An 18,316-nucleotide genomic window follows, 5' to 3' on the forward strand; every position below is an offset into this window, starting at 1 on the left:
CGGACGGCGTGGGCTGCTGCTGCGGCTTCCGTCATGCTGGCTGCGGCGGCGTGTACCGGCAACACGGGGACGCCGCCGGCAACGGTCAGCCCCGCCGCCCCGCACGCACCCACGGTGGTGGAGCGCCTCGACGTCGGCCTGACGCTGCCTTGGTCGACAGTGTTCCTGCCGGACGGCACCGCCGTCATTTCCGAACGGGACAGCGCCCTGCTTAAAGCCGTGCCGGCTAAAGCACTGCCGGCCGGCGCCGGCGGGCCGGCGGAAACGATCGGCAAGGTCCCCGGCGTCGTTCCGGGAGGCGAGGGCGGTCTGCTGGGCCTGGCGCTCTCCCCCGGGTTCGCAACGGACCGGTACCTCTACGCGTACTTCACCGCTCAGGCCGACAACCGCGTAGCCCGCATCCGTCTGAATGAAAGCAACGGCAGGCTGTCCCTGGGCACTCCGGACGTGGTGTTCAGCGGGATCCCGAAAGCCTCCACGCACAACGGCGGACGGATCCGCTTCGGCCCGGACGGGTTCCTGTATGTGGGCACCGGCGACTCGCAGCGGCGGGACCAGCCCCAAGACCCGAAGGCACTCGGCGGAAAGATCCTGCGGCTCACCCCGGAAGGACAACCCGCCCCCGGCAACCCCTTCGGCAACAATCCCGTCTACAGCCTCGGACACCGCAACGTGCAGGGCCTGGACTGGGACAGCGCCGGCCGGCTGTGGGCGAGCGAGTTCGGGCCGGACGTGGACGACGAACTGAACCTGATCGTTCCCGGCGGCAATTACGGCTGGCCGATGGCCACCGGAGCCCCGCACATGGCCGGGTTTCTGGATGCCAAGGTGGTCTGGCCGTCGACGGCGGATTCCTCACCCAGCGGCCTCACAATCGTAGGGACCACGGCCTACCTGGGGGCGCTCCGTGGCCAGCGGATCTGGACCGTGCCGCTGCAGGGCGAATTTGCCGGCCCTCCTGTGGCTTATTTCACAAATCAGTATGGCCGCATCCGCGACATCTCCCGCGCCCCGGACGGACGCCTGTGGGCCCTCACGAACGGCCAGAACCCTGATTTTGTGCTGGTTCTGAGCGTGGCCGACTAGTCCGGACGGGGCTCCGCACTCCGATTTCACACCACGGCCAAGTTCGTGTAGAGTTTCATGTCGTTGCGGAGAACACCGCGGGAAATAAAAAGCCCCGCGAGAACAAAAACAACAGCTGCACCTCTAGCTCAACTGGCAGAGCAATTGACTCTTAATCAATGGGTTCCGGGTTCGAGTCCCGGGGGGTGCACCAAAAATCCCCGTCTTTACTGGTCACAAACCGTAAAGGCGGGGTATTTTTTTGCTCCCCTACCCTGCCGAGGGCTGCACGATTGACGCCTTACCCTACCTGGGCGCTGCTAGTATTCGACCCGGAGTTGGGGACTCCAGCCCCGTCGACCTACCGAGGACTGCTTCACCATGAATTACGCCGCGGCACGGGCCAGTGCAAAGGAAGCCGAGGAACAGCTTCGCCTGCCCAACCCTGTGTCCCTCGGTTCGGTCCACCGGCACCTGGAAAAGTTGCGGTCCCGCAGGATCATCATCCAGCCAATGCCGAACGCGCCGGCGGACAAGGTTTGCGGGCTCTGGTTCGGCCTCGACGACCGGGATCTGATCCTCCACGCCACTGCCGCCTCCGCTGTCCACCGCCAGCAGATCGTCCTGCACGAGTTCGCCCATATGATCCTGCGCCACGAGCAGGAGGTCATCTCCCCCGAGTACGCCGGCACCTTCTTCCCGGACCTGACGGCGGACCGCGTCATCAGTGCACTGAAGCGATCGGCCTTCATGGACGAGTTCGAGGCCGCCGCCGAGCTGCTGGCCGACCGGCTGGCCGCAAGGATCCGTGCCTCCCAAGCCGAGGCCGCGGGACAGCCAGGCAACTTCGGAGCTGTCTTCGGATGACCCAGGTACTCATGGCCGCAGCGCTGTTCATCCTGGCAGCGGCCCGCATTCCCGCAATGCGCCGCCGCGGCAAAGATCCCGTCTTCCTGGCCGCCGTGTTCGCCGGAGCTTCTGCTTTCCTGATGGAGCCGAACATCTACGCGCATGTCGACGCCGCCCTCGGCGGGATCAACATCGTCAAACTGGCGCTGAACTCGTTCATGGTCGTCGGGCTGTGGCACCTGCGCGCCGCCGTCCTCCGCGCCGTCTCCCCGGATCCGGACCCGCGCCCTGACTGGCTCCGGCGGATGCCCCTGACGGCAGCCCTGGTGCTGCAGGTCCTGTTCTTCATCCTGACCGGCCCCACCTCGACGACGACGGAGTGGGGTTTCCGGTACCACGACCGGCTCCCCGGCGCCCTGTTCTCAACCACGATGATCGCCTTCATCGCCTGGTCCTGCGGTGAGATCGCCCTGATGTGCTTCCGGTACGTGCCCCGGATGCGCCGGGCGTTCAAGGCCGGCTTCACCATGGTTGGGGTCGGCTGTGTCTTCAGTGCCGTCATCATGGTCAAGATGGTCCAGGAGGTGCTGTCCTACTTCGTTCCGGCCCTCTCCGCGTTCGGGGTACGGAATTTCCCGTTCGCCCCGGCTGAGATGGTCGCCGTTGTCCTCGTCGGGGTTGGGCTCACTATTCCCGCGATCGCCGGCCGTACCGGCCGGGCAAGGGCCGAAGGCGCTGACCGCCGCACCCTGGAAAAGGTCGCGCCCATCTGGGCCCGCGTCGTGGCCGGCGCAGCTCCGGACCGCCGGCTGGGGGTGGACGACCACTCCAGCGCTTCGGGGCAACTGCACCGGATGCTCATCGATATCTGGGACGCCGACCTTGCCGCCGGACCGGGCCACTCGACGCTGACCCCGGAGGAGCGCGAGTATCTGCTCTCCGTGGAGACGTCCCTAGACACCCCTGCCGAGGCCAAATGATCTCCCTGCACCCGACCCGCCGCGCAGTACCTTCAGGCGATGACTTGTTCGGCATTTACCGGACGATGGTGCTCTTCGATTTTCAGAAAGAAATCCACGCAGGCTTCTTCGTCTCCTACTACCGGAACTTCGCAATCCCCTCGATCGCGCAGACCCTGGCCGGCCGCGGCGAGATGGCCGCCCGGCCCCTGAAGCGCTCCTACGACACCGGCATCGTCATCCATGAGATCATCGCCAACGGCTTCGACAGTGAACGCGGCGCCGCCATGGTGGAATTGCTGCGCCGGGTCCACAAGGGAGTCCCGGGAACAGGCGAGGATTTCCTCTACGTGCTCATGACTCTGCTGGTCCTGCCACTGCGCTGGGTGGATCGGCACGGCTGGCGGAAACTGACCGCCCAGGAAGAGGAAGCCGCCGTGGCTTTTTACGCCGAACTGGGCGCCAGGATGGGCCTGGAACCGGCCCCTGCCACTCTCGCCGAGGCGGGGGCGTTCCTGGATGACTACGAGGCCCGGAACCTGGGCCACAGCCCTGAAGGTGCCCAGCTGCTGGCCGCGACCGTGGCAGCCCTGGAGAACCGTCTCCCGGCACCGCTGCGTCCGCTGACCGGAACCGTGCTGGCCCTGATGATGGACAAGCCCGAGGTCGCCACCGCACTGGGCCTGAAGCCTTCCCCCGTCTGGCTGCGGATCCCGTTCAACGCCGTCCTCCGGGTCCGCGCGCTGCAGGCGCGAACGAAGCCGCTGCCGACAAACCCATCATTCACGCCCGGCTCCGTCATGTCGGCCTATCCGGACGGGTACACCCTGGACATGATCGGGCCCGGGGCCTAGAACTCCTTGGGCTTGAGCGCAGCGCTGGGCGACTCGAACTGGGCGACTCGAAATTGCTTCCGGCGAATCCGCGGCGAAGACGAGCTTCGGCCGGTAGACTCATAGTGGTTCTCCAGTTCCCCCCAGCTTGGAGGACCGGGAGCCTCTGCGCTTGAGTCCCTGACTCGCGCGGAGGCTTTTCCCATGGCGGCCAAGCCATAACCCCAGCGAAAACGACGGACCGCGGTCCGGCCACCCCCCACGGATATATCTGGCCGGAACGCGGTCCCGTTTTCCCGGATGCGGCGCCTCGCCTACGATAAAATTAGACGTGTCCGATTTCCTTCCGCCGAGACTACCTGCAAAGATTAGACATGTCCAACTTTTCGGGCTTCATGAACACCACCACTCCTGCCGTTGAAAGGACCGCTGTGACCGACGCAACGTCGATCCCGGACCGCTCTGGTTCACCGCTCGCCCGCAAGCTGAACCTTCTGTTGGGTGCGGCAGAAGCCGAAGGCCGCAGGATCGGGTACAACGACATCCGCGACGCCATGGCCACGGCTGGCACCCCGGTCTCCCGGGCACGCTGGCACTACATGCGCAGCGGAACGGGTCCGGAGGTCAAGAAGACCGAACTCCTGCGGAACTTGGCGATGTTCTTTGGTGTGAACCCGGACTACCTCACCGAGGAAGGCGACGAGCTGCCGGCAAACGTCGAAGCGCAACTGGAGCTTCTCGCCACCATGCGGGCCAACAAAGTCCGAAATTTCGCCGCCCGCCAGCTGGACGGACTGCCGGCAGAGACGCTGCTGCAGATCCGCGACATCATCGACCAGCAACTGGCAGACGGCGGCGACGGTGCCGGCGCAGGCCACTAAAGACAGCACGGCACTGCTAGGCTCTGACTCGGAGTGGGCACTCCAGATCACTGCCACCTAACGAGGACCATCCCACGTCATGATCTACGCAACGGCGCGAGCCAGGGCCCAGGAGGCCGAGGAATCTCTGGGCCTTCCGGACCCCGTCTCGCTGGTGTCCATCCATCGGCATCTCGAAAAGCTCCGCGCCCGCACCATCATCATCAAACCCATCCAGGGAGCTCCGACCGACAAGGTCTGCGGGCTTTGGTTTGGCCTCGACGACCTGGACCTGATTCTGCATGCCCCGGCCGCGTCAACAGTGCACCGGCAGCAAATCATCCTGCACGAGTTTGCGCACATGATCCTGCGGCACGAGCAGCAGGCCGTCTCCCCCGACTATGCCAAGGTGTTCTTCCCTGACCTGGACCCGGACCGCGTCGTCTCTGCCCTGAAACGCACCGACTTCATGGACGAGTCCGAGGTCATCGCCGAATTGCTCGCCGACCGCCTGGCCGCCCGGATCCGGCGCTCGCAGCGGCGTGACGTCCAGCCGGCCAACTTCAGGACCGTCTTCGGGTGATCCCGTACATCATGGCCGGTGCGCTGTTCGCCCTCGCAGCAGCACGGGTCCCTTCATTGCGCCGCAATGGCCGGGATACTGTCTTCATGGCCGGTCTTTTCGCCGGAGCCTCATGCCTGCTGTTGTCCCCGCCCGTCTACCTTGCCGTTGACCAGGCTCTGGGCGGCATCAACATTGCCAAGCTGGCCATCAATTCGTTCATGATCATCGGGCTGTGGTACCTGCACGGCGCCGTCCTCAGCGCGGTCTCCTCAAATCCTGGCAGCCGGCCCGGCTGGCCGCGAACGCTCCCGCTGGTCATGGGCCTGGTGTTACAGACCGTCTTCTTCGTCATGGCCGGCCTGGTCCCGACCACCACCGCTTGGGGCGGCGACCACAACAACCCCACCGCCACATCCTTGTTTGCCCTCATCATGCTGTGCTTCAGCGCGTGGACCTGCGGGCACATCGCATGGGCCTGCTACCGCTTCGTTCCGCAGATGCGGCAGTCGTTCCGGGTCGGGTTTTCCCTGGTGGGCCTCGGCTGCATCTTCGGCGTCATCGTCATGTCCGACATGATCCTTGGAGAACTCAAGGGTCCATTCCCCTCCCTTGGCCTGAACCTTGGCGTCCCGGTCCGTGCGTTTGAGCTGGCCGCAATCGTCCTGGTGGGCGTGGGATTGACCATCCCGGCCCTGGCGGGCAGGGCCGAGCGCCGGCAGACGGAACGGCATCTGCAACGGACCATGGCCAGGGTGGCAGCGATCCGGGAGAAGGCGCTCCGCAGCGCGCCCAAGGACCGGATGCTGCTGGCCACGACGTTCGCAACACCGCAGGAGCACCTGCACCGGATGATCGTAGAGATCTGGGACGCCGAGCTGGCTGCCGGCCCGCACCGGTCGGTCCTGAGTCCGGAAGAACGGGACTACATGATCGGCGTCGAGTCCGACTTCGACCTCGGGCAAACCGCCTAAAGCCGCTGCCGGGCGGATCGGCTGTTGGCTAGCCGCCCGACTGCTCAAGCGGTGCCGGCCTCGGTCCGCGCCATGTCTTGATGATGGTCCATCCGACGGCGGTCAGCGGAACGGCCAGGAGCGCACCCACCACGCCCGCCAGGATTGTTCCGGCGGCCAGCGCAAGCAGGATCGCCAGTCCGTGGATTTTGAGCACCCTGCCCATCAAGACCGGCTGGAGGAAGTGGTGCTCAAGCTGGTTGACCCCGATCACCACGGCAAGGACCACAATGGCCGTTACCGGCCCGTTGGAGATCAGCGCCACCGCCACGGCCAGAGTGCCGGCCGACGTCGCGCCCACAATCGGGATGAATCCGCCGATGAAGATAAATACGCCCAGCGGCAGCGCGAGCGGAACTCCCATGACGGCCAGGACGATCCCGACCACGAATCCGTCGATGGCGGCGATCAGCGCCGTGCCCCGCACATACCCGCCGAGGACCACGGCGCTGCGGTCCGCCGCGAGGAGCGCCTTGCCACGCTGCGGCGCGGGCAGGAAACCGATAACAAAGGCACGGATCCTGGCGCCGTCCTTGAGGAAAAAGAACAAGGTAACGGCCATCAAGACCAAACCTGCGAGGATCTCCCCCACCGTACGTGCCCCGGTGAGCGCTTCGGTGCCGAAGGAGCTGGAGGTGAAAAACCTCTGGACCGTCTCACGGACGCCGTTGATCTGCGCATCACTGACCGGGATCGGCCCGCTGTTCAGGAACGCATGCAGCCGGTCGATGCCCACCGTGAACTTCGCGGCCAGGTCCCGGGACTGTGCGCGCACGAGAAACACGATGCCGGTCAGGACGCCGCCGAACACGGCCAGGATTCCCAGGAAGGACGCCACGACGGCGAGTGCGCGCGGCCAGGAGTGCAGCGAGAGCCATTGGACCAGCGGCGCGATGGCGGCGGCAAGGATCAGCGCAATCAGAACCGGGATGAGGACCAGCGGCACCCTGGTCGCGGTCCAGAGGATGGCCCAGGCCAGGGCGGCGACGGTCAGGACCTGCATGGAACGAATGCTTGTACGGCCTAATCCGTCCGCCCAAATGGGCGGCAGGCCGTTCCGGATGTCGGGCATCGAGGTTTCTCCTTCAGGGTACCGGGCGGAGCCGTACGGCCGCCCGGGTCTGCTCAGGCGAGGCGGTCCCGGCTGCGGCTCAATCCCAGCATGGCAGAGGCGGACAGCAGAACACCGCCGACGGCGACCAGGGCAGCACCCGCGGGCACCAGCCCCCCAGCCCCGCCGCCGGTCTCACCGGCTTCGGCTGACTCTGCTTCCGGCGGCGCGGCCGGGGCCGAACTGGTCGCCCGCACCGCCGTCGTCGGCGTGCTGGCGGGCTGGTCCCGGGGGCCGGAGACTGCGGGGGCGGGACTGTCGGAAGCTGCCGGGACCACGGCGGGAACCTGTGAAGCGCGCGGCGCCGGATTCGGGCCGCGGGAGGGCTGAGCCGGTGGCGGCGTCGGGCCGGCAACCGACGTCGGGGCTGCGGACGCTGTCGGGGCTGCGGGGCCGGGCGTCACGCGCCGGCCGCCGCCGGTGGGCGTCGGCGTCGGCGTGGACGGGCGCTGGCACAGGCCCACCGGGACCAGCACCACCGGACCGCAGGGTTCGGCGGCGGCGGGACCAGCGACGGTGAGCGCGGTGACGGCCAGAGCGGAGGTGGCGAGTGCGGTGACGGCGAGCGCGGCCAGCGCCGTTGCGGCGCCCCGGGCTTTCCTACGCGGCATCATCCTAGAAATCCTACGTCCCGGGAGCCTGAACCCAGTGGATTCGCCGGCCCCGGGCAGGGCGTACGCGCCGAGCTGCTTACCGGCGGCGTGCCCCCGGCGCCTGGAAATAGAGGGGCAAGGCAAGCTGGATCGGGGTGGCCGCGACCGGTTCGTCGAGCAGCTCGTTGATCGAGGTCTGTCCCTCGAGCTCGGGAGGCGGCACGGTTTCCATACCAAAACCTTAGGTGAGCAGGCCGCCGGTCGCCCGGTATGACACGGGCCGCGCCCGCGGGGCCACGAAAACCCCGACGGGTCCTAATTGCTGCTGTTAACCTCGACCGAGAGGGACTCGTTGGCCTCGGTCACCAGGGTGGCTTCGGGCGAAGAGATCCGGTTAGCCAGTTCCCGCACCACCGATTGCAGTTCGTGCCGGAGGGAGTCGGGGTCGATCGACGCGGCGGCAAGGACGGAACGTTCCATGTCCGCGGCTTCCAGTACGGCTTCGCGGCCGCGGTCTGTCAGCGTGACGACATGGCTGCGGCGGTCCGAGACGCTGCGGGTGCGGGAGATGTGGCCGTGGGCCTCGAGCCGGCTCAGCGTCTTGCCCATCGTCTGGGCCTGGACCCGGACCAGTTGCGCCAAATGCGCTTGGGTCATGGGTCCTTGTACGGAGAGCACTTCCATCGCAATGACCCCCGCATGGGTGAGGCCGATGGCCCCAAGCTTCTCGTTCCAGGAGTGTTCTACAAGGCGTGCTGCCGTGGACAGTAGGCGGCCCGTGGGCCAGCGATCCATATCAGGCATACCCAAGAGTATAACGACTGTCTGATTCGTCGGCCGACCGGCGGCCTAATTAGAGTGGTAAACGTCAATTTGTCAAGGAGACCAGATGCCAGAACGACTCGTACCCTGGGACGCCGCGCCCGACTTCACGCTGCAGGATTCGGCTGGCCGCGAGGTGGCCCTGCGTGACTTCCGCGGCCGCAACACCGTGGTTTACTTCTATCCTGCCGCCGCCACACCCGGCTGCACCAAGCAGGCCTGCGACTTCCGCGACTCGCTGGCTTCCCTGCAGGCCGGCGGCTATGAGGTCATCGGCATCTCGCCCGATCCGGTCGATAAGCTCGCCAGCTTCGCGGCCGCCGAGGGCCTGACCTTTCCGCTCCTGTCCGATCCGGACCATGCGGTGGCGGAGCAGTATGCGGCGTGGGGTGAAAAGAAGAACTACGGACGCAGCTATGACGGCCTGATCCGGTCCACCGTGGTGGTCGACTCCGAGGGCAGGGTCGCCCTTGCGCAGTACAACGTGCGTGCCACCGGCCACGTCGCCAAGCTGCGCCGCGACCTCAAGCTCGAGGCCTGAGGCCGGACGCCTGACGCCTGACGCCTGACGCATGACGCCACCCTCCCCTCAGCAGAACGTTCCGCCGTCCACCCCGTCCCCGGCGGCGGAACCGATCTGTAGAATGATGTCTGGCATCCGCCCTCGAGGGTCCGTTGGTCCCGCGAGGCGGCGCCGCGCGCGAGTGGTGGAATTGGCAGACACGCAGGATTTAGGTTCCTGTGCCTTCGGGCGTGGGGGTTCAAGTCCCCCCTTGCGCACTGTCCGGAACCCCGGTCTTCGGACCGGGGTTCCGCTATTGGGCCCTAGATTCCGCGCTCCACCAGATACCGCCTCGACACCAGGAGTCCTCCGTGAGCACCCAGCAGCTGATCATTATCGGGTCCGGCCCCGCCGGCTACACCGCCGCCATCTACGCCGCCCGGGCCGGGCTGGCACCCCTGGTCCTCGCCGGGGCCGTCACCGCGGGAGGTGCCCTGATGAACACCACCGAGGTGGAAAACTTCCCCGGCTTCCCCGCCGGCGTCCAGGGGCCGGAACTGATGGACGGCCTGCAGCAGCAGGCCGAGAAGTTCGGCGCCCAGGTGGTGTTCGACGACGTCACCGAGGTCCGGCTGACCGGCCACCTCAAGCGCGTGGTCACCGCCGCCGGGGAAACCCACGAAGCGCCCGCCGTGATCCTCGCTACCGGCTCCGCCTACAAGGAACTCGGGCTGCCGGAGGAAAAGAAGTTCAGCGGCCACGGCGTGTCCTGGTGTGCCACCTGCGACGGGTTTTTCTTCCGCGAGCAGGACATCATCGTGGTCGGCGGCGGCGATTCCGCGATGGAGGAAGCCACGTTCCTGACGCGCTTCGGCAAGACGGTGACCGTCGTCGTGCGCAAGAACGAACTGCGTGCCTCCCGGATCATGGCGCAGCGGGCCAAGGACAATCCCAAGATCCGGTTTGCCTGGAATTCAGCCGTCACCGCCATCCACGGCGACGGCAAGGTCACCGGGGTCACGCTCACGGACACCATCACCGGAGCCACGCGGGAACAGGCCGCCACCGGAATCTTCGTGGCGATCGGCCACGTGCCGCGCACCGAACTGCTGCACGGCCAGGTGGACCTGGACGCCGAAGGCTACATCAAGGTGGACTCCCCCACCACGGTCACCAACCTGACCGGCGTCTTTGCCTGCGGCGACGCCGTGGACCACCGCTACCGCCAGGCCATCACTGCCGCCGGGACCGGCTGCGCCGCCGCGCTCGACGCCGAACGCTACCTGGCTGCCCTGGAGGATGCAGACAGCATCGCCACGGCCCTGGTCGAGGACCCGACGCACGCCTGACCACCGCGCCCGGGCACTGGGCGGCCGCCCCGGCACCCCGCCGGCCGCCCAAAAAAGAATTTTGAATCCCACCCATCCCTTGCCGCTGACCCGGCGAATATCCAGTGAGACACCAACCAAGGGTCGGTGCCCACCAGTCGGATAAGGGCCGGCAGCGGCAAATGAGTCCGCTGCCGGCAAGGAATCGGCACAACAAGGGAGATTCGAAATGCAGACCATCAAGCGCACGACTTTCGCCGTTGCAGGTATCGCTGCTGCAGCCATGCTCAGCCTCACAGCCTGCGGCGGTTCCAGCACGGGGTCGGGCTCCAGCTCCTCGGCTCCGGCCGCCGCCCCGTCGGCTTCCAGCATGGCGCCGTCGCCGTCCATGAGCACCTCCGCCGCGGCGATGGACCCGGCGGCAGACCTGGTGGGCCCCGGCTGCGCCGCCTACGCCGCCCAGGTCCCCAGCGGTAAGGGATCCGTCTCCGGCATGGCGCTGGACCCGGTGGCCGTGGCCGCCTCCAACAACCCCATCCTGACCACCCTGACCGCCGCGGTCTCCGGGAAGCTGAACCCCAAGGTCAATCTGGTGGACACGCTCAATGGCAGCGAATTCACCGTCTTCGCCCCGACAGATGACGCGTTCAAGAAGATCGACGCCGCCACCATTGAGAAGCTGAAGACGGACGATGCCCTGCTGAGCAAGATCCTGACCTACCACGTGGTTCCCGGCAAGATCAGCCCCGACAAGATCGTCGGCATGCACAAGACGGTCGAGGGCGGCACTGTCACCGTGGGTGGCACCAAGGACGCGCTCACGGTCGACGGCGCCAACGTGGTCTGCGGCGGCGTCAAGACCGCCAACGCCACGGTCTACATGGTCGACTCCGTGCTCATGCCCAAGTAATCCCCACCGGCTCCCCCGGCCCCTGAAGGTCCCGGGGAACGAAGGCCCGCACCGCCTGGTGCGGGCCTTCACGGTTGCCGGCGGGCGGTCCACTAGACTGGGGCTGGTCCGCAGCCGGCGGCTCTAACGTTCCCCCGAGGTGATCCCTTCCGTGCCCAGCAGTTCCGCGCCGACCCGTTCCGGCCCCCGCAGGACGGTCCGCCGCAGGACGGTCCGCCGCATTGCCGCCGCTGTGGGTGCGGCCCTGCTCCTGACACCGCTGGCTGCGTGCACCGGAGCCCCGGGCCCGGCTCCCGCCTCTTCCACCGCATCCGGCACCACGCCCACCGCCACCTTTAACTTCGGCACCGCGTCCCGGCCGCTTGGCCTGGACCCGGCCCTGGTCTCCGACGCGGACTCCTACCGCATCACCCGCCAGGTGCTCGAGGGCCTGGTCGGCGTCGACGAAACCAGCGGCAAGCCCACCCCGTTGCTGGCCACGGAATGGACCGACAGCAACGACGGCCGGTCCTACACGTTCAAGCTGCGCGAGAAGGTATCGTTCCAGGACGGCACGCCGTTCGACGCCGTGGCGGTGTGCACCAACTTCAACCGCTGGTTCAACTTTCCGGCAGCGCTCCGGAAGCAGGCTCCGGGCACCACGTTCAAGTCCGTCTTCCGGGCGCACGCGGACCAGGCAGCGCTCTCCGTCTACAAGGGCTGCACGGCGCTGGCAGCGGACAACGTCCGGATCGACCTGACCGAGCCGTTCACTGGATTCATCCAGGCACTCACCCTGCCCGCATTCGCGATCTCCTCCCCGCAGGCCCTCACCCAACGCTCCGCCGACGTGCTCAACCAGAGCCGGGAGGGCCAGCCGGTGTCCGCCTATGCCCTGCATCCGGTGGGCACCGGGCCCTACGTCTTCGGAGCCTGGGACAACAACACCGTCACGCTGAACAGCAACGCGGGCTACTGGGGCGACAAGGGCCAGATCGGCACCGTCAACTTCATCAGCTACGACCATCCGCAGACCAGGATGCAGGCCCTGCTGGATGGCAAAATCGACGCCTACGATTCCGTCACGGTCGGAAATTTCGACCAACTGGTCAAGCGCGGCAAGCAGATCGTCCAGCGCGATCCGTTCTCGGTCATGTACCTGGGCATCAACCAGCAGGTGCCGATCCTGCAAAACCTCAAGGTCCGGCAGGCGATCGAGATGGCCCTGGACAAGGACACGCTGATCCGCAAGTTCTTCATTGACAACACCACGTCGGCTTCACAGTTTGTCCCGCCCAAACTCAGCGGCTTCAACAACAACGCTCCCGCACTCGGTTACGATCCCGCCAAGGCCAAGCAATTCCTCACCGACGCCGGCTACAAGGGCGAAGAACTGAAGTTCTACTACCCGCTCAATGTGGCCCGGCCGTATCTGCCGACCCCTGAAAAGGTGTACGCGGAGATCAGCCGCCAGCTGACCGCCGTCGGCTTTAACGTCAAGCCCGTCCCGGTGGACTGGGCCGATGGCTACCTGCAGAAAGTCACCTCGCCGGGTGACCACGCCCTGCACCTGCTCGGCTGGAACGGTTCCTACTCGGACCCGGACAACTTCGTTGGCCCGCTCTTCGGGCAGACCAACGGCGAGTTCGCGTACCAGGACCCGCAGGTGTTCTCCAAGATTGCGCGCGCCCGCGGCCTGCCGGACGGCAAGGAGCGCACCGACCAGTACCAGACCATCAACGCGCAGATCGCGGCGACGGTCCCGGCCGTGCCGATTGCGTTCCCGATTTCGGCCCTGGCCCTGTCCGACCGGGTGCTGAAATACCCGGCGTCGCCGGTCCTGAACGAAGTTTTCACCAAGGTCCTGCTAAAGCCTTGACGGCGGGGCCCAATTTCAGTTAGTGGGCCGTGCGGGGATATTCTGTGACAGCCAGAGCCGCTGCTATCGGAGACTGATCGTGACTTTCATTTCCAAGACCCAACATGCCGACGTTGTCCTGATTGGCGGCGGCATCATGAGCGCCACGCTGGGCGCCTTCCTCAAGCAGCTGGAACCGAACTGGACCATTTCGCTGTTCGAGCGGCTCGACCAGCCGGGCCTGGAAAGCTCCGGACCGTGGAACAATGCCGGCACCGGCCACGCCGCCCTGTGTGAGTTGAACTACTCCCCCGCAGCCAAAGACGGCTCGGTCAGCCCGGCCAAGGCCCTGCACATCAACGAACAGTTCCAGCTGTCCCGCCAGTTCTGGTCCCACCTGGTCACCAACTCGCTGATCGGCTCGCCCAAGGGCTTCATCAACACCGTGCCGCACATGAGCTTCGTGGTGGGCGACGCAAACACCAAGTTCCTCCGGACCCGTTTCGAAGCGCTCAAGCCGAACCCGCTGTTCCGCTCGATGGAGTACTCCGAGGACCATGCCCAGATCGCCAAATGGGCGCCGCTGATCATCAAGGGCCGGGACCCGAAGCAGCACATCGCCGCGACCCGCGCCGCGGAGGGCACCGACGTCGACTTCGGTGCCCTGACCCGCGAGCTGACCGGGTACCTGGGCAACAACGGCGTGGAAATCAACTACGGGCACGACGTCACCGGCATTTCCAGGGCGTCCGACGGCGGCTGGGACCTCGCGCTGAAGCACCCGCGTTCGGGTGAGCGCGGCTCGATCCACGCCAAGTTCGTCTTTGTCGGCGCGGGCGGCGGGGCACTGCACCTGCTGCAGGCCTCCGGCATCCCGGAGAGCAAGGGCTACGGCGGGTTCCCGGTCTCGGGCCAGTTCTTCCGCTGCACCGACGAGAAGCTGGCCGCCCAGCACAGCGCCAAGGTCTACGGCCAGGCCTCCGTGGGTGCCCCGCCGATGTCCGTGCCGCACCTGGACACCCGGTACGTCGACGGCAAGCGTTCGCTGCTGTTCGGGCCCTACGCCGGCTTCTCCACCAACTTCCTGAAGAACGGCTCCTACCTGGACCTTCCGTTGTCCATCCGGCCCTCCAACATCATCCCGATGCTGGCCGTGGCGAAGGACAACATGGACCTGACCGCCTACCTGGTCAAAGAGGTCGCCAAACGGCACGGCGCCAAGGTCGAGGCCCTGCGGGAGTACTACCCGGAGGCGCAGGACGGCGACTGGGAGCTCATCACGGCCGGCCAGCGGGTCCAGATCATCAAGAAGGACCCGAAAAAGGGCGGCGTGCTGCAGTTCGGCACGGAGGTCATCGCCGGCCGCGACGGCACGATCGGCGCCCTGCTGGGTGCCTCGCCGGGCGCGTCCACTGCGGTCCCGATCATGATCGAGCTGCTGCAGAAGTCCTTCCCGAAGAGTTTCAAGGGCTGGCAGTCCAAGCTCAAGGAAATGATGCCCGGCTACGGGGTCAAGCTCAACGAGAACCCGGAGCTCGCTGCCCGGCTTGAGGCCGAGACCGCTGCGGCGCTCCAGCTGGCGCCGGTCAGTGCCAGCCAGGGCTGACACTTTTTCGGGTGGCGGCGCGTTCTTATCCTTACCGCGGCATGCCGTGACGTCCGTCCGCCGAACCACCAGGAGACCATGAGATGTTCCGGCTGGCCCAGCTCTCGCTAGCAAACCGGGCGCTGATTGCGCTGATCACCGTTTTCGCCTCGGTCTTCGGTGTGATCACGATGTCCTCGCTGAAGCAGGAGCTCATCCCGTCCATCGAGTTCCCGCAGATCACGGTCATCACCTCGATGCCGGGTGCTTCCCCCGAAGTGGTGGACAAGCAGGTGAGCGGGCCGCTGGAGAAAGCACTGAACGGCGTCGAGGGCCTGGAATCGACGTCGTCGACCTCGCGCAACGGCATCTCGCAGATCACCCTCGCGTTCACCTACGGCTCCAACCTGGACCGCGCCCGCAACCAGATCGACCGGGCCATCTCCAACGCCAAGCAGGCGCTGCCCAAGGACGTCCAGCCGCAGGCGATCGCCGGCAGCATCAGCGACTTTCCGATCGTCTATCTCGCGGTCTCCTCGGACAAGCCGCTGAGCGAGCTCAACACGGACCTGGCCCGGCTGAGCGTGCCCCGGTTGCAGAAAATCGACGGAGTCCGCGGCGCCGACGTCACCGGCGGGGCGACCCAGCACATCCAGATCCAGCCGAGGCCGGATGCGCTGGCCGCCGCCGGCGCGGGCATCCAGTCGATTACCGACGCCCTGAAGAACAACGGCTCCCTGGTGCCTGCCGGCAGCATCGAGGAGCAGGGCAAGACCCTGTCGCTGCAGATCGGCAGCCCGGTGGATTCTTTGGACGCGGTGAAGTCCCTTCCGCTGGGCGGCGCCCGCAACGCCGCCACGATCGGCAGCGTAGCGGACGTCAGCATCGCCGAGGACGCCCGCACCTCGATCACCCGGACCAACGGCAAAGAGACCCTGGCCGTGTCGGTCACCAAGAAGCCCGAGGGCGACACCGTGGGGATCTCGCATGCGGTCAAGGCTGCCATCCCGCAGCTTGAGGCCGAGCTGGGCTCCAACGCCAAGTTCACTCCGGTCTTCGACCAGGCACCGTTCATTGAGAAGTCCATCAAGGACCTGACCACCGAGGGCCTGCTGGGCCTGGGCTTCGCCGTCGGCGTCATCCTGCTGTTCCTGCTCTCGGTGCGCTCCACGCTGGTGACGGCGGTATCCATCCCGCTGTCCCTGCTGATCACCTTCATCGGGCTCACCGCGACCGGCTATTCGCTGAACATCCTGACCCTCGGCGCGCTGACGATTGCGATCGGCCGCGTGGTGGATGACTCCATCGTGGTGATCGAGAACATCAAGCGGCACCTCAGTTACGGCGAAGAAAAGATCACCGCCATCCTGACGTCCATCCGCGAAGTCGCGGGCGCGATCACCGCCTCCACCCTCACCACGGTGGCGGTCTTCCTGCCGATCGCCTTCGTGGCAGGGCTGGCCGGCGAACTCTTCCGGCCGTTCGCGCTGACCGTCACGATCGCCCTGGTCTCCTCCCTGCTGGTCTCGCTGACCATCGTGCCGGTGCTCGCCTACTGGTTCCTCCGGACGCCGGCCGACAAGGCCGCCGCCGCCGAAGGGTCCGCCCGGGAAACCGCCGCGCGGGCGCATGAGGCCGAGCAGCGCGGTTTCCTGCAGCGCGGCTACCTTCCGATCCTGACCAAGACCCAGCGGCACCCCGTCATCACGCTGGTGGCCGCCGTCCTGGTCCTGGGCGGGACCGCGGCGATGTCGCCGCTGCTCGCCACCGATCTGCTGGGCCGTTCCGGCGAGAACAGCATGACGGTTAAGCAGGCCCTCCCGGCCGGCACCAGCCTGGCCGAGGGCAGTGCCGCCGCGGTCAAGGTCGAAAACGTGCTGCGCGGCATCGACGGCGTCAAGGACGTCCAGGTCACCACCGGCAACGCCCAGTCCGGCTTCTCCGCGCTGCAGTCCACCGGAGCGGCCAACTCCAGCTTCACCGTGGTCACCGACGACAAGGCCAACCAGGGCAAGCTGCAGGACACGGTTCGCACCGAGCTGGCCAAGGTCAGCGGCGCCGGGAAGATCACCGTGGGCTCGCAGCAGGGCGGCTTCGGCACCACGTCGACCGTGGACATCACCCTCAAGGCCGCGAACTCGCCCGACCTCCAGTCCGCCAGCGACACGATGGTCCAGGCGATGGACGGCGTTCCCGGCTCCTCCGGGGTCAGCACCAACCTGGCCGCGAGCCAGCCGGTGGTCCAGGTCAAGGTGGACCGCGCCAAGGCCGTCGCCGCGGGCCTGAACGAGCAGCAGGTCGCCGGCGTGCTGGCCGCCACCATCAGTCCGGTTCCGGCGGGCACGGTGCGCATCGGCACCACCGACTTCCCGGTCCGGATCGGCGAGGGCACCCGCTTCACCAGCATCGCCGCGGTCCGCGACCTCCCGCTGCCGACGGCGCGCGGACCGGTTCCGCTGTCCGCCATCGCCTCGGTGGAGCAGGCCGACGTGCCCGTGTCCATCACCGCGAGCAACGGCCAGCGGACCGCGCGCGTGTCCGTCACGCCGTCGGGCGGTAACCTCGGAGCCGTCAGCACCGAGGTGCAGGCCCGGCTCAAGACGGTCCAGCTGCCGCCGGGCGTCACCGCTGAGATTGGCGGTGCCACGACGCAGCAGGCCGAGTCCTTCGGCCAGCTCGGTCTGGCGCTGCTGGCCGCCATCGCCATCGTTTATGTGATCATGGTGGCCGCGTTCAAGTCACTGGTGCAGCCGCTGATCCTGCTGGTCTCGATCCCGTTTGCCGCCACCGGTGCCATCGCACTGCTGCTGCTCACCGGCGTGCCGCTCGGGCTGCCGTCGCTGATCGGCATGCTGATGCTGGTGGGCATCGTGGTCACCAACGCGATTGTGCTGATTGACCTGATCAACCAATACCGCCGGCCCCGGAACGGCGAACCGGGCATGAACGTCGCGGACGCCATCACCCACGGCGCCCGGCAGCGCCTGCGGCCGATCCTGATGACCGCCCTGGCAACCATCTTCGCGCTGACCCCGATGGGGCTGGGCCTCACCGGCGGCGGCGGGTTCATCTCCCAGCCGCTGGCCATCGTGGTGATCGGCGGCCTCATCTCCTCCACGGCCTTGACGCTGGTCCTGGTTCCGGTGCTGTACCGGCTTGTCGAGGGCCGGCGCGAACGTCGGGCGCTGCAGAAGGCCGGCGCCGGCAAGCCCGCGCACGGCCGCCGGGCCTCGGCCGCCCCGGCCGCCTCGGCCGATGCCGCCGATGGCGCCAGCGAGGATGACATCACCGACGAACCGGATGCTGCCCCGGCCCTCCGGCGCTGAGTTTCACGGTCCGATCGAAGGCCCCGTCCATCTGGACGGGGCCTTCCGTCGTTTCAGGACGCTGCCCGCGGGGGTCCCACGGCACCGTGCCATGGCACCGTGCCATCGGGTGTCCCCGGGTGTCACCGGGGTGAATTTTAGCCCTCGGTTCAGTGAAGGCC

17 protein-coding genes and 2 tRNA genes are annotated in these 18,316 nt (G+C 67.0%); 15 read left to right on the plus strand and 4 right to left on the minus strand.

What is annotated here, in order from left to right; all coding sequences use genetic code 11:
- Nucleotides 1–33 precede the first annotated feature (33 nt).
- From AC3ANP_RS16465 to AC3ANP_RS16500, 8 genes are all read left to right on the plus strand, one after another.
- Nucleotides 34–1,086, plus strand: a complete 1,053-nt coding sequence (locus AC3ANP_RS16465) for a PQQ-dependent sugar dehydrogenase (protein WP_488333093.1) — start codon at nt 34–36, stop codon at nt 1,084–1,086.
- A 117-nt stretch (nt 1,087–1,203) separates the two neighbouring features.
- Nucleotides 1,204–1,279: transfer RNA gene (locus AC3ANP_RS16470), tRNA-Lys, on the plus strand.
- Nucleotides 1,280–1,446: 167 nt separating this feature from the next.
- On the plus strand, nt 1,447–1,932 hold the full coding sequence (locus tag AC3ANP_RS16475) for a hypothetical protein (RefSeq protein ID WP_488331194.1): 486 nt from the start codon (nt 1,447–1,449) through the stop codon (nt 1,930–1,932).
- Entirely contained in the window at nt 1,929–2,894 is a 966-nt protein-coding gene (locus AC3ANP_RS16480; RefSeq protein WP_488331195.1) for a hypothetical protein, read from the plus strand. Before AC3ANP_RS16475 ends, AC3ANP_RS16480 begins: the two co-directional genes overlap by 4 nt.
- The gene (locus tag AC3ANP_RS16485; protein WP_488331196.1) at nt 2,891–3,727 is read left to right on the plus strand and encodes an oxygenase MpaB family protein; all 837 of its coding nucleotides are present in this window, start codon (nt 2,891–2,893) and stop codon (nt 3,725–3,727) included. The genes AC3ANP_RS16480 and AC3ANP_RS16485 overlap by 4 nt, the downstream gene beginning before the upstream one ends.
- Nucleotides 3,728–4,080: 353 nt before the next feature.
- The gene (locus tag AC3ANP_RS16490; RefSeq protein ID WP_488331197.1) at nt 4,081–4,587 is read left to right on the plus strand and encodes a hypothetical protein; all 507 of its coding nucleotides are present in this window, start codon (nt 4,081–4,083) and stop codon (nt 4,585–4,587) included.
- Between the two features lie 79 nt (nt 4,588–4,666).
- Nucleotides 4,667–5,149 carry a hypothetical protein gene (locus AC3ANP_RS16495; RefSeq protein ID WP_488331198.1) on the plus strand — a complete coding sequence of 161 codons (483 nt, stop codon included), beginning with the start codon at nt 4,667–4,669 and terminating at the stop codon, nt 5,147–5,149.
- Nucleotides 5,146–6,102, plus strand: a complete 957-nt coding sequence (locus AC3ANP_RS16500) for a hypothetical protein (protein ID WP_488331199.1) — start codon at nt 5,146–5,148, stop codon at nt 6,100–6,102. Before AC3ANP_RS16495 ends, AC3ANP_RS16500 begins: the two co-directional genes overlap by 4 nt.
- A gap of 28 nt (nt 6,103–6,130) precedes the next feature.
- Here the strand turns inward: AC3ANP_RS16500 and AC3ANP_RS16505 are convergent, their stop codons facing one another.
- The 4 genes from AC3ANP_RS16505 to AC3ANP_RS16520 form a co-directional block, all read right to left on the minus strand.
- Nucleotides 6,131–7,144: an AI-2E family transporter gene (locus AC3ANP_RS16505; RefSeq protein WP_488331200.1), complete on the minus strand. Its 1,014-nt coding sequence runs from the start codon at nt 7,142–7,144 to the stop codon at nt 6,131–6,133.
- 122 nt (nt 7,145–7,266) lie between these two features.
- Complete coding sequence (locus AC3ANP_RS16510) at nt 7,267–7,866, minus strand: hypothetical protein (RefSeq protein WP_488331201.1); 600 nt, start codon at nt 7,864–7,866, stop codon at nt 7,267–7,269.
- A 76-nt stretch (nt 7,867–7,942) separates the two neighbouring features.
- A complete protein-coding gene (locus AC3ANP_RS16515; protein ID WP_488331202.1) occupies nt 7,943–8,068 on the minus strand; it encodes a hypothetical protein in 126 nt (41 codons plus the stop codon).
- Between the two features lie 92 nt (nt 8,069–8,160).
- Nucleotides 8,161–8,640: a MarR family winged helix-turn-helix transcriptional regulator gene (locus AC3ANP_RS16520; protein WP_488333094.1), complete on the minus strand. Its 480-nt coding sequence runs from the start codon at nt 8,638–8,640 to the stop codon at nt 8,161–8,163.
- 94 nt (nt 8,641–8,734) lie between these two features.
- On the opposite strand from AC3ANP_RS16520, the gene bcp reads away from it, so the two are divergent.
- The 7 genes from bcp to AC3ANP_RS16555 all read left to right on the plus strand — a co-directional run bounded on the left by bcp (nt 8,735) and on the right by AC3ANP_RS16555 (nt 18,155).
- Nucleotides 8,735–9,208 carry a thioredoxin-dependent thiol peroxidase gene (gene bcp, locus AC3ANP_RS16525; protein ID WP_488331203.1) on the plus strand — a complete coding sequence of 158 codons (474 nt, stop codon included), beginning with the start codon at nt 8,735–8,737 and terminating at the stop codon, nt 9,206–9,208.
- A 157-nt stretch (nt 9,209–9,365) separates the two neighbouring features.
- Nucleotides 9,366–9,447: transfer RNA gene (locus tag AC3ANP_RS16530), tRNA-Leu, on the plus strand.
- A 93-nt stretch (nt 9,448–9,540) separates the two neighbouring features.
- Nucleotides 9,541–10,518, plus strand: coding sequence for a thioredoxin-disulfide reductase (gene trxB, locus AC3ANP_RS16535; protein ID WP_488331204.1), 978 nt, complete (start codon nt 9,541–9,543; stop codon nt 10,516–10,518).
- A 208-nt stretch (nt 10,519–10,726) separates the two neighbouring features.
- Nucleotides 10,727–11,407, plus strand: coding sequence for a fasciclin domain-containing protein (locus AC3ANP_RS16540; RefSeq protein ID WP_488331205.1), 681 nt, complete (start codon nt 10,727–10,729; stop codon nt 11,405–11,407).
- Between the two features lie 232 nt (nt 11,408–11,639).
- Nucleotides 11,640–13,265, plus strand: a complete 1,626-nt coding sequence (locus AC3ANP_RS16545; protein ID WP_488333095.1) for an ABC transporter substrate-binding protein — start codon at nt 11,640–11,642, stop codon at nt 13,263–13,265.
- A gap of 79 nt (nt 13,266–13,344) precedes the next feature.
- Nucleotides 13,345–14,850 carry a malate:quinone oxidoreductase gene (locus tag AC3ANP_RS16550; protein WP_488331206.1) on the plus strand — a complete coding sequence of 502 codons (1,506 nt, stop codon included), beginning with the start codon at nt 13,345–13,347 and terminating at the stop codon, nt 14,848–14,850.
- Between the two features lie 83 nt (nt 14,851–14,933).
- Complete coding sequence (locus AC3ANP_RS16555; protein WP_488331207.1) at nt 14,934–18,155, plus strand: efflux RND transporter permease subunit; 3,222 nt, start codon at nt 14,934–14,936, stop codon at nt 18,153–18,155.
- Nucleotides 18,156–18,316 lie beyond the last annotated feature (161 nt).

This window comes from Arthrobacter sp. JB02-1C (genome assembly GCF_057748045.1).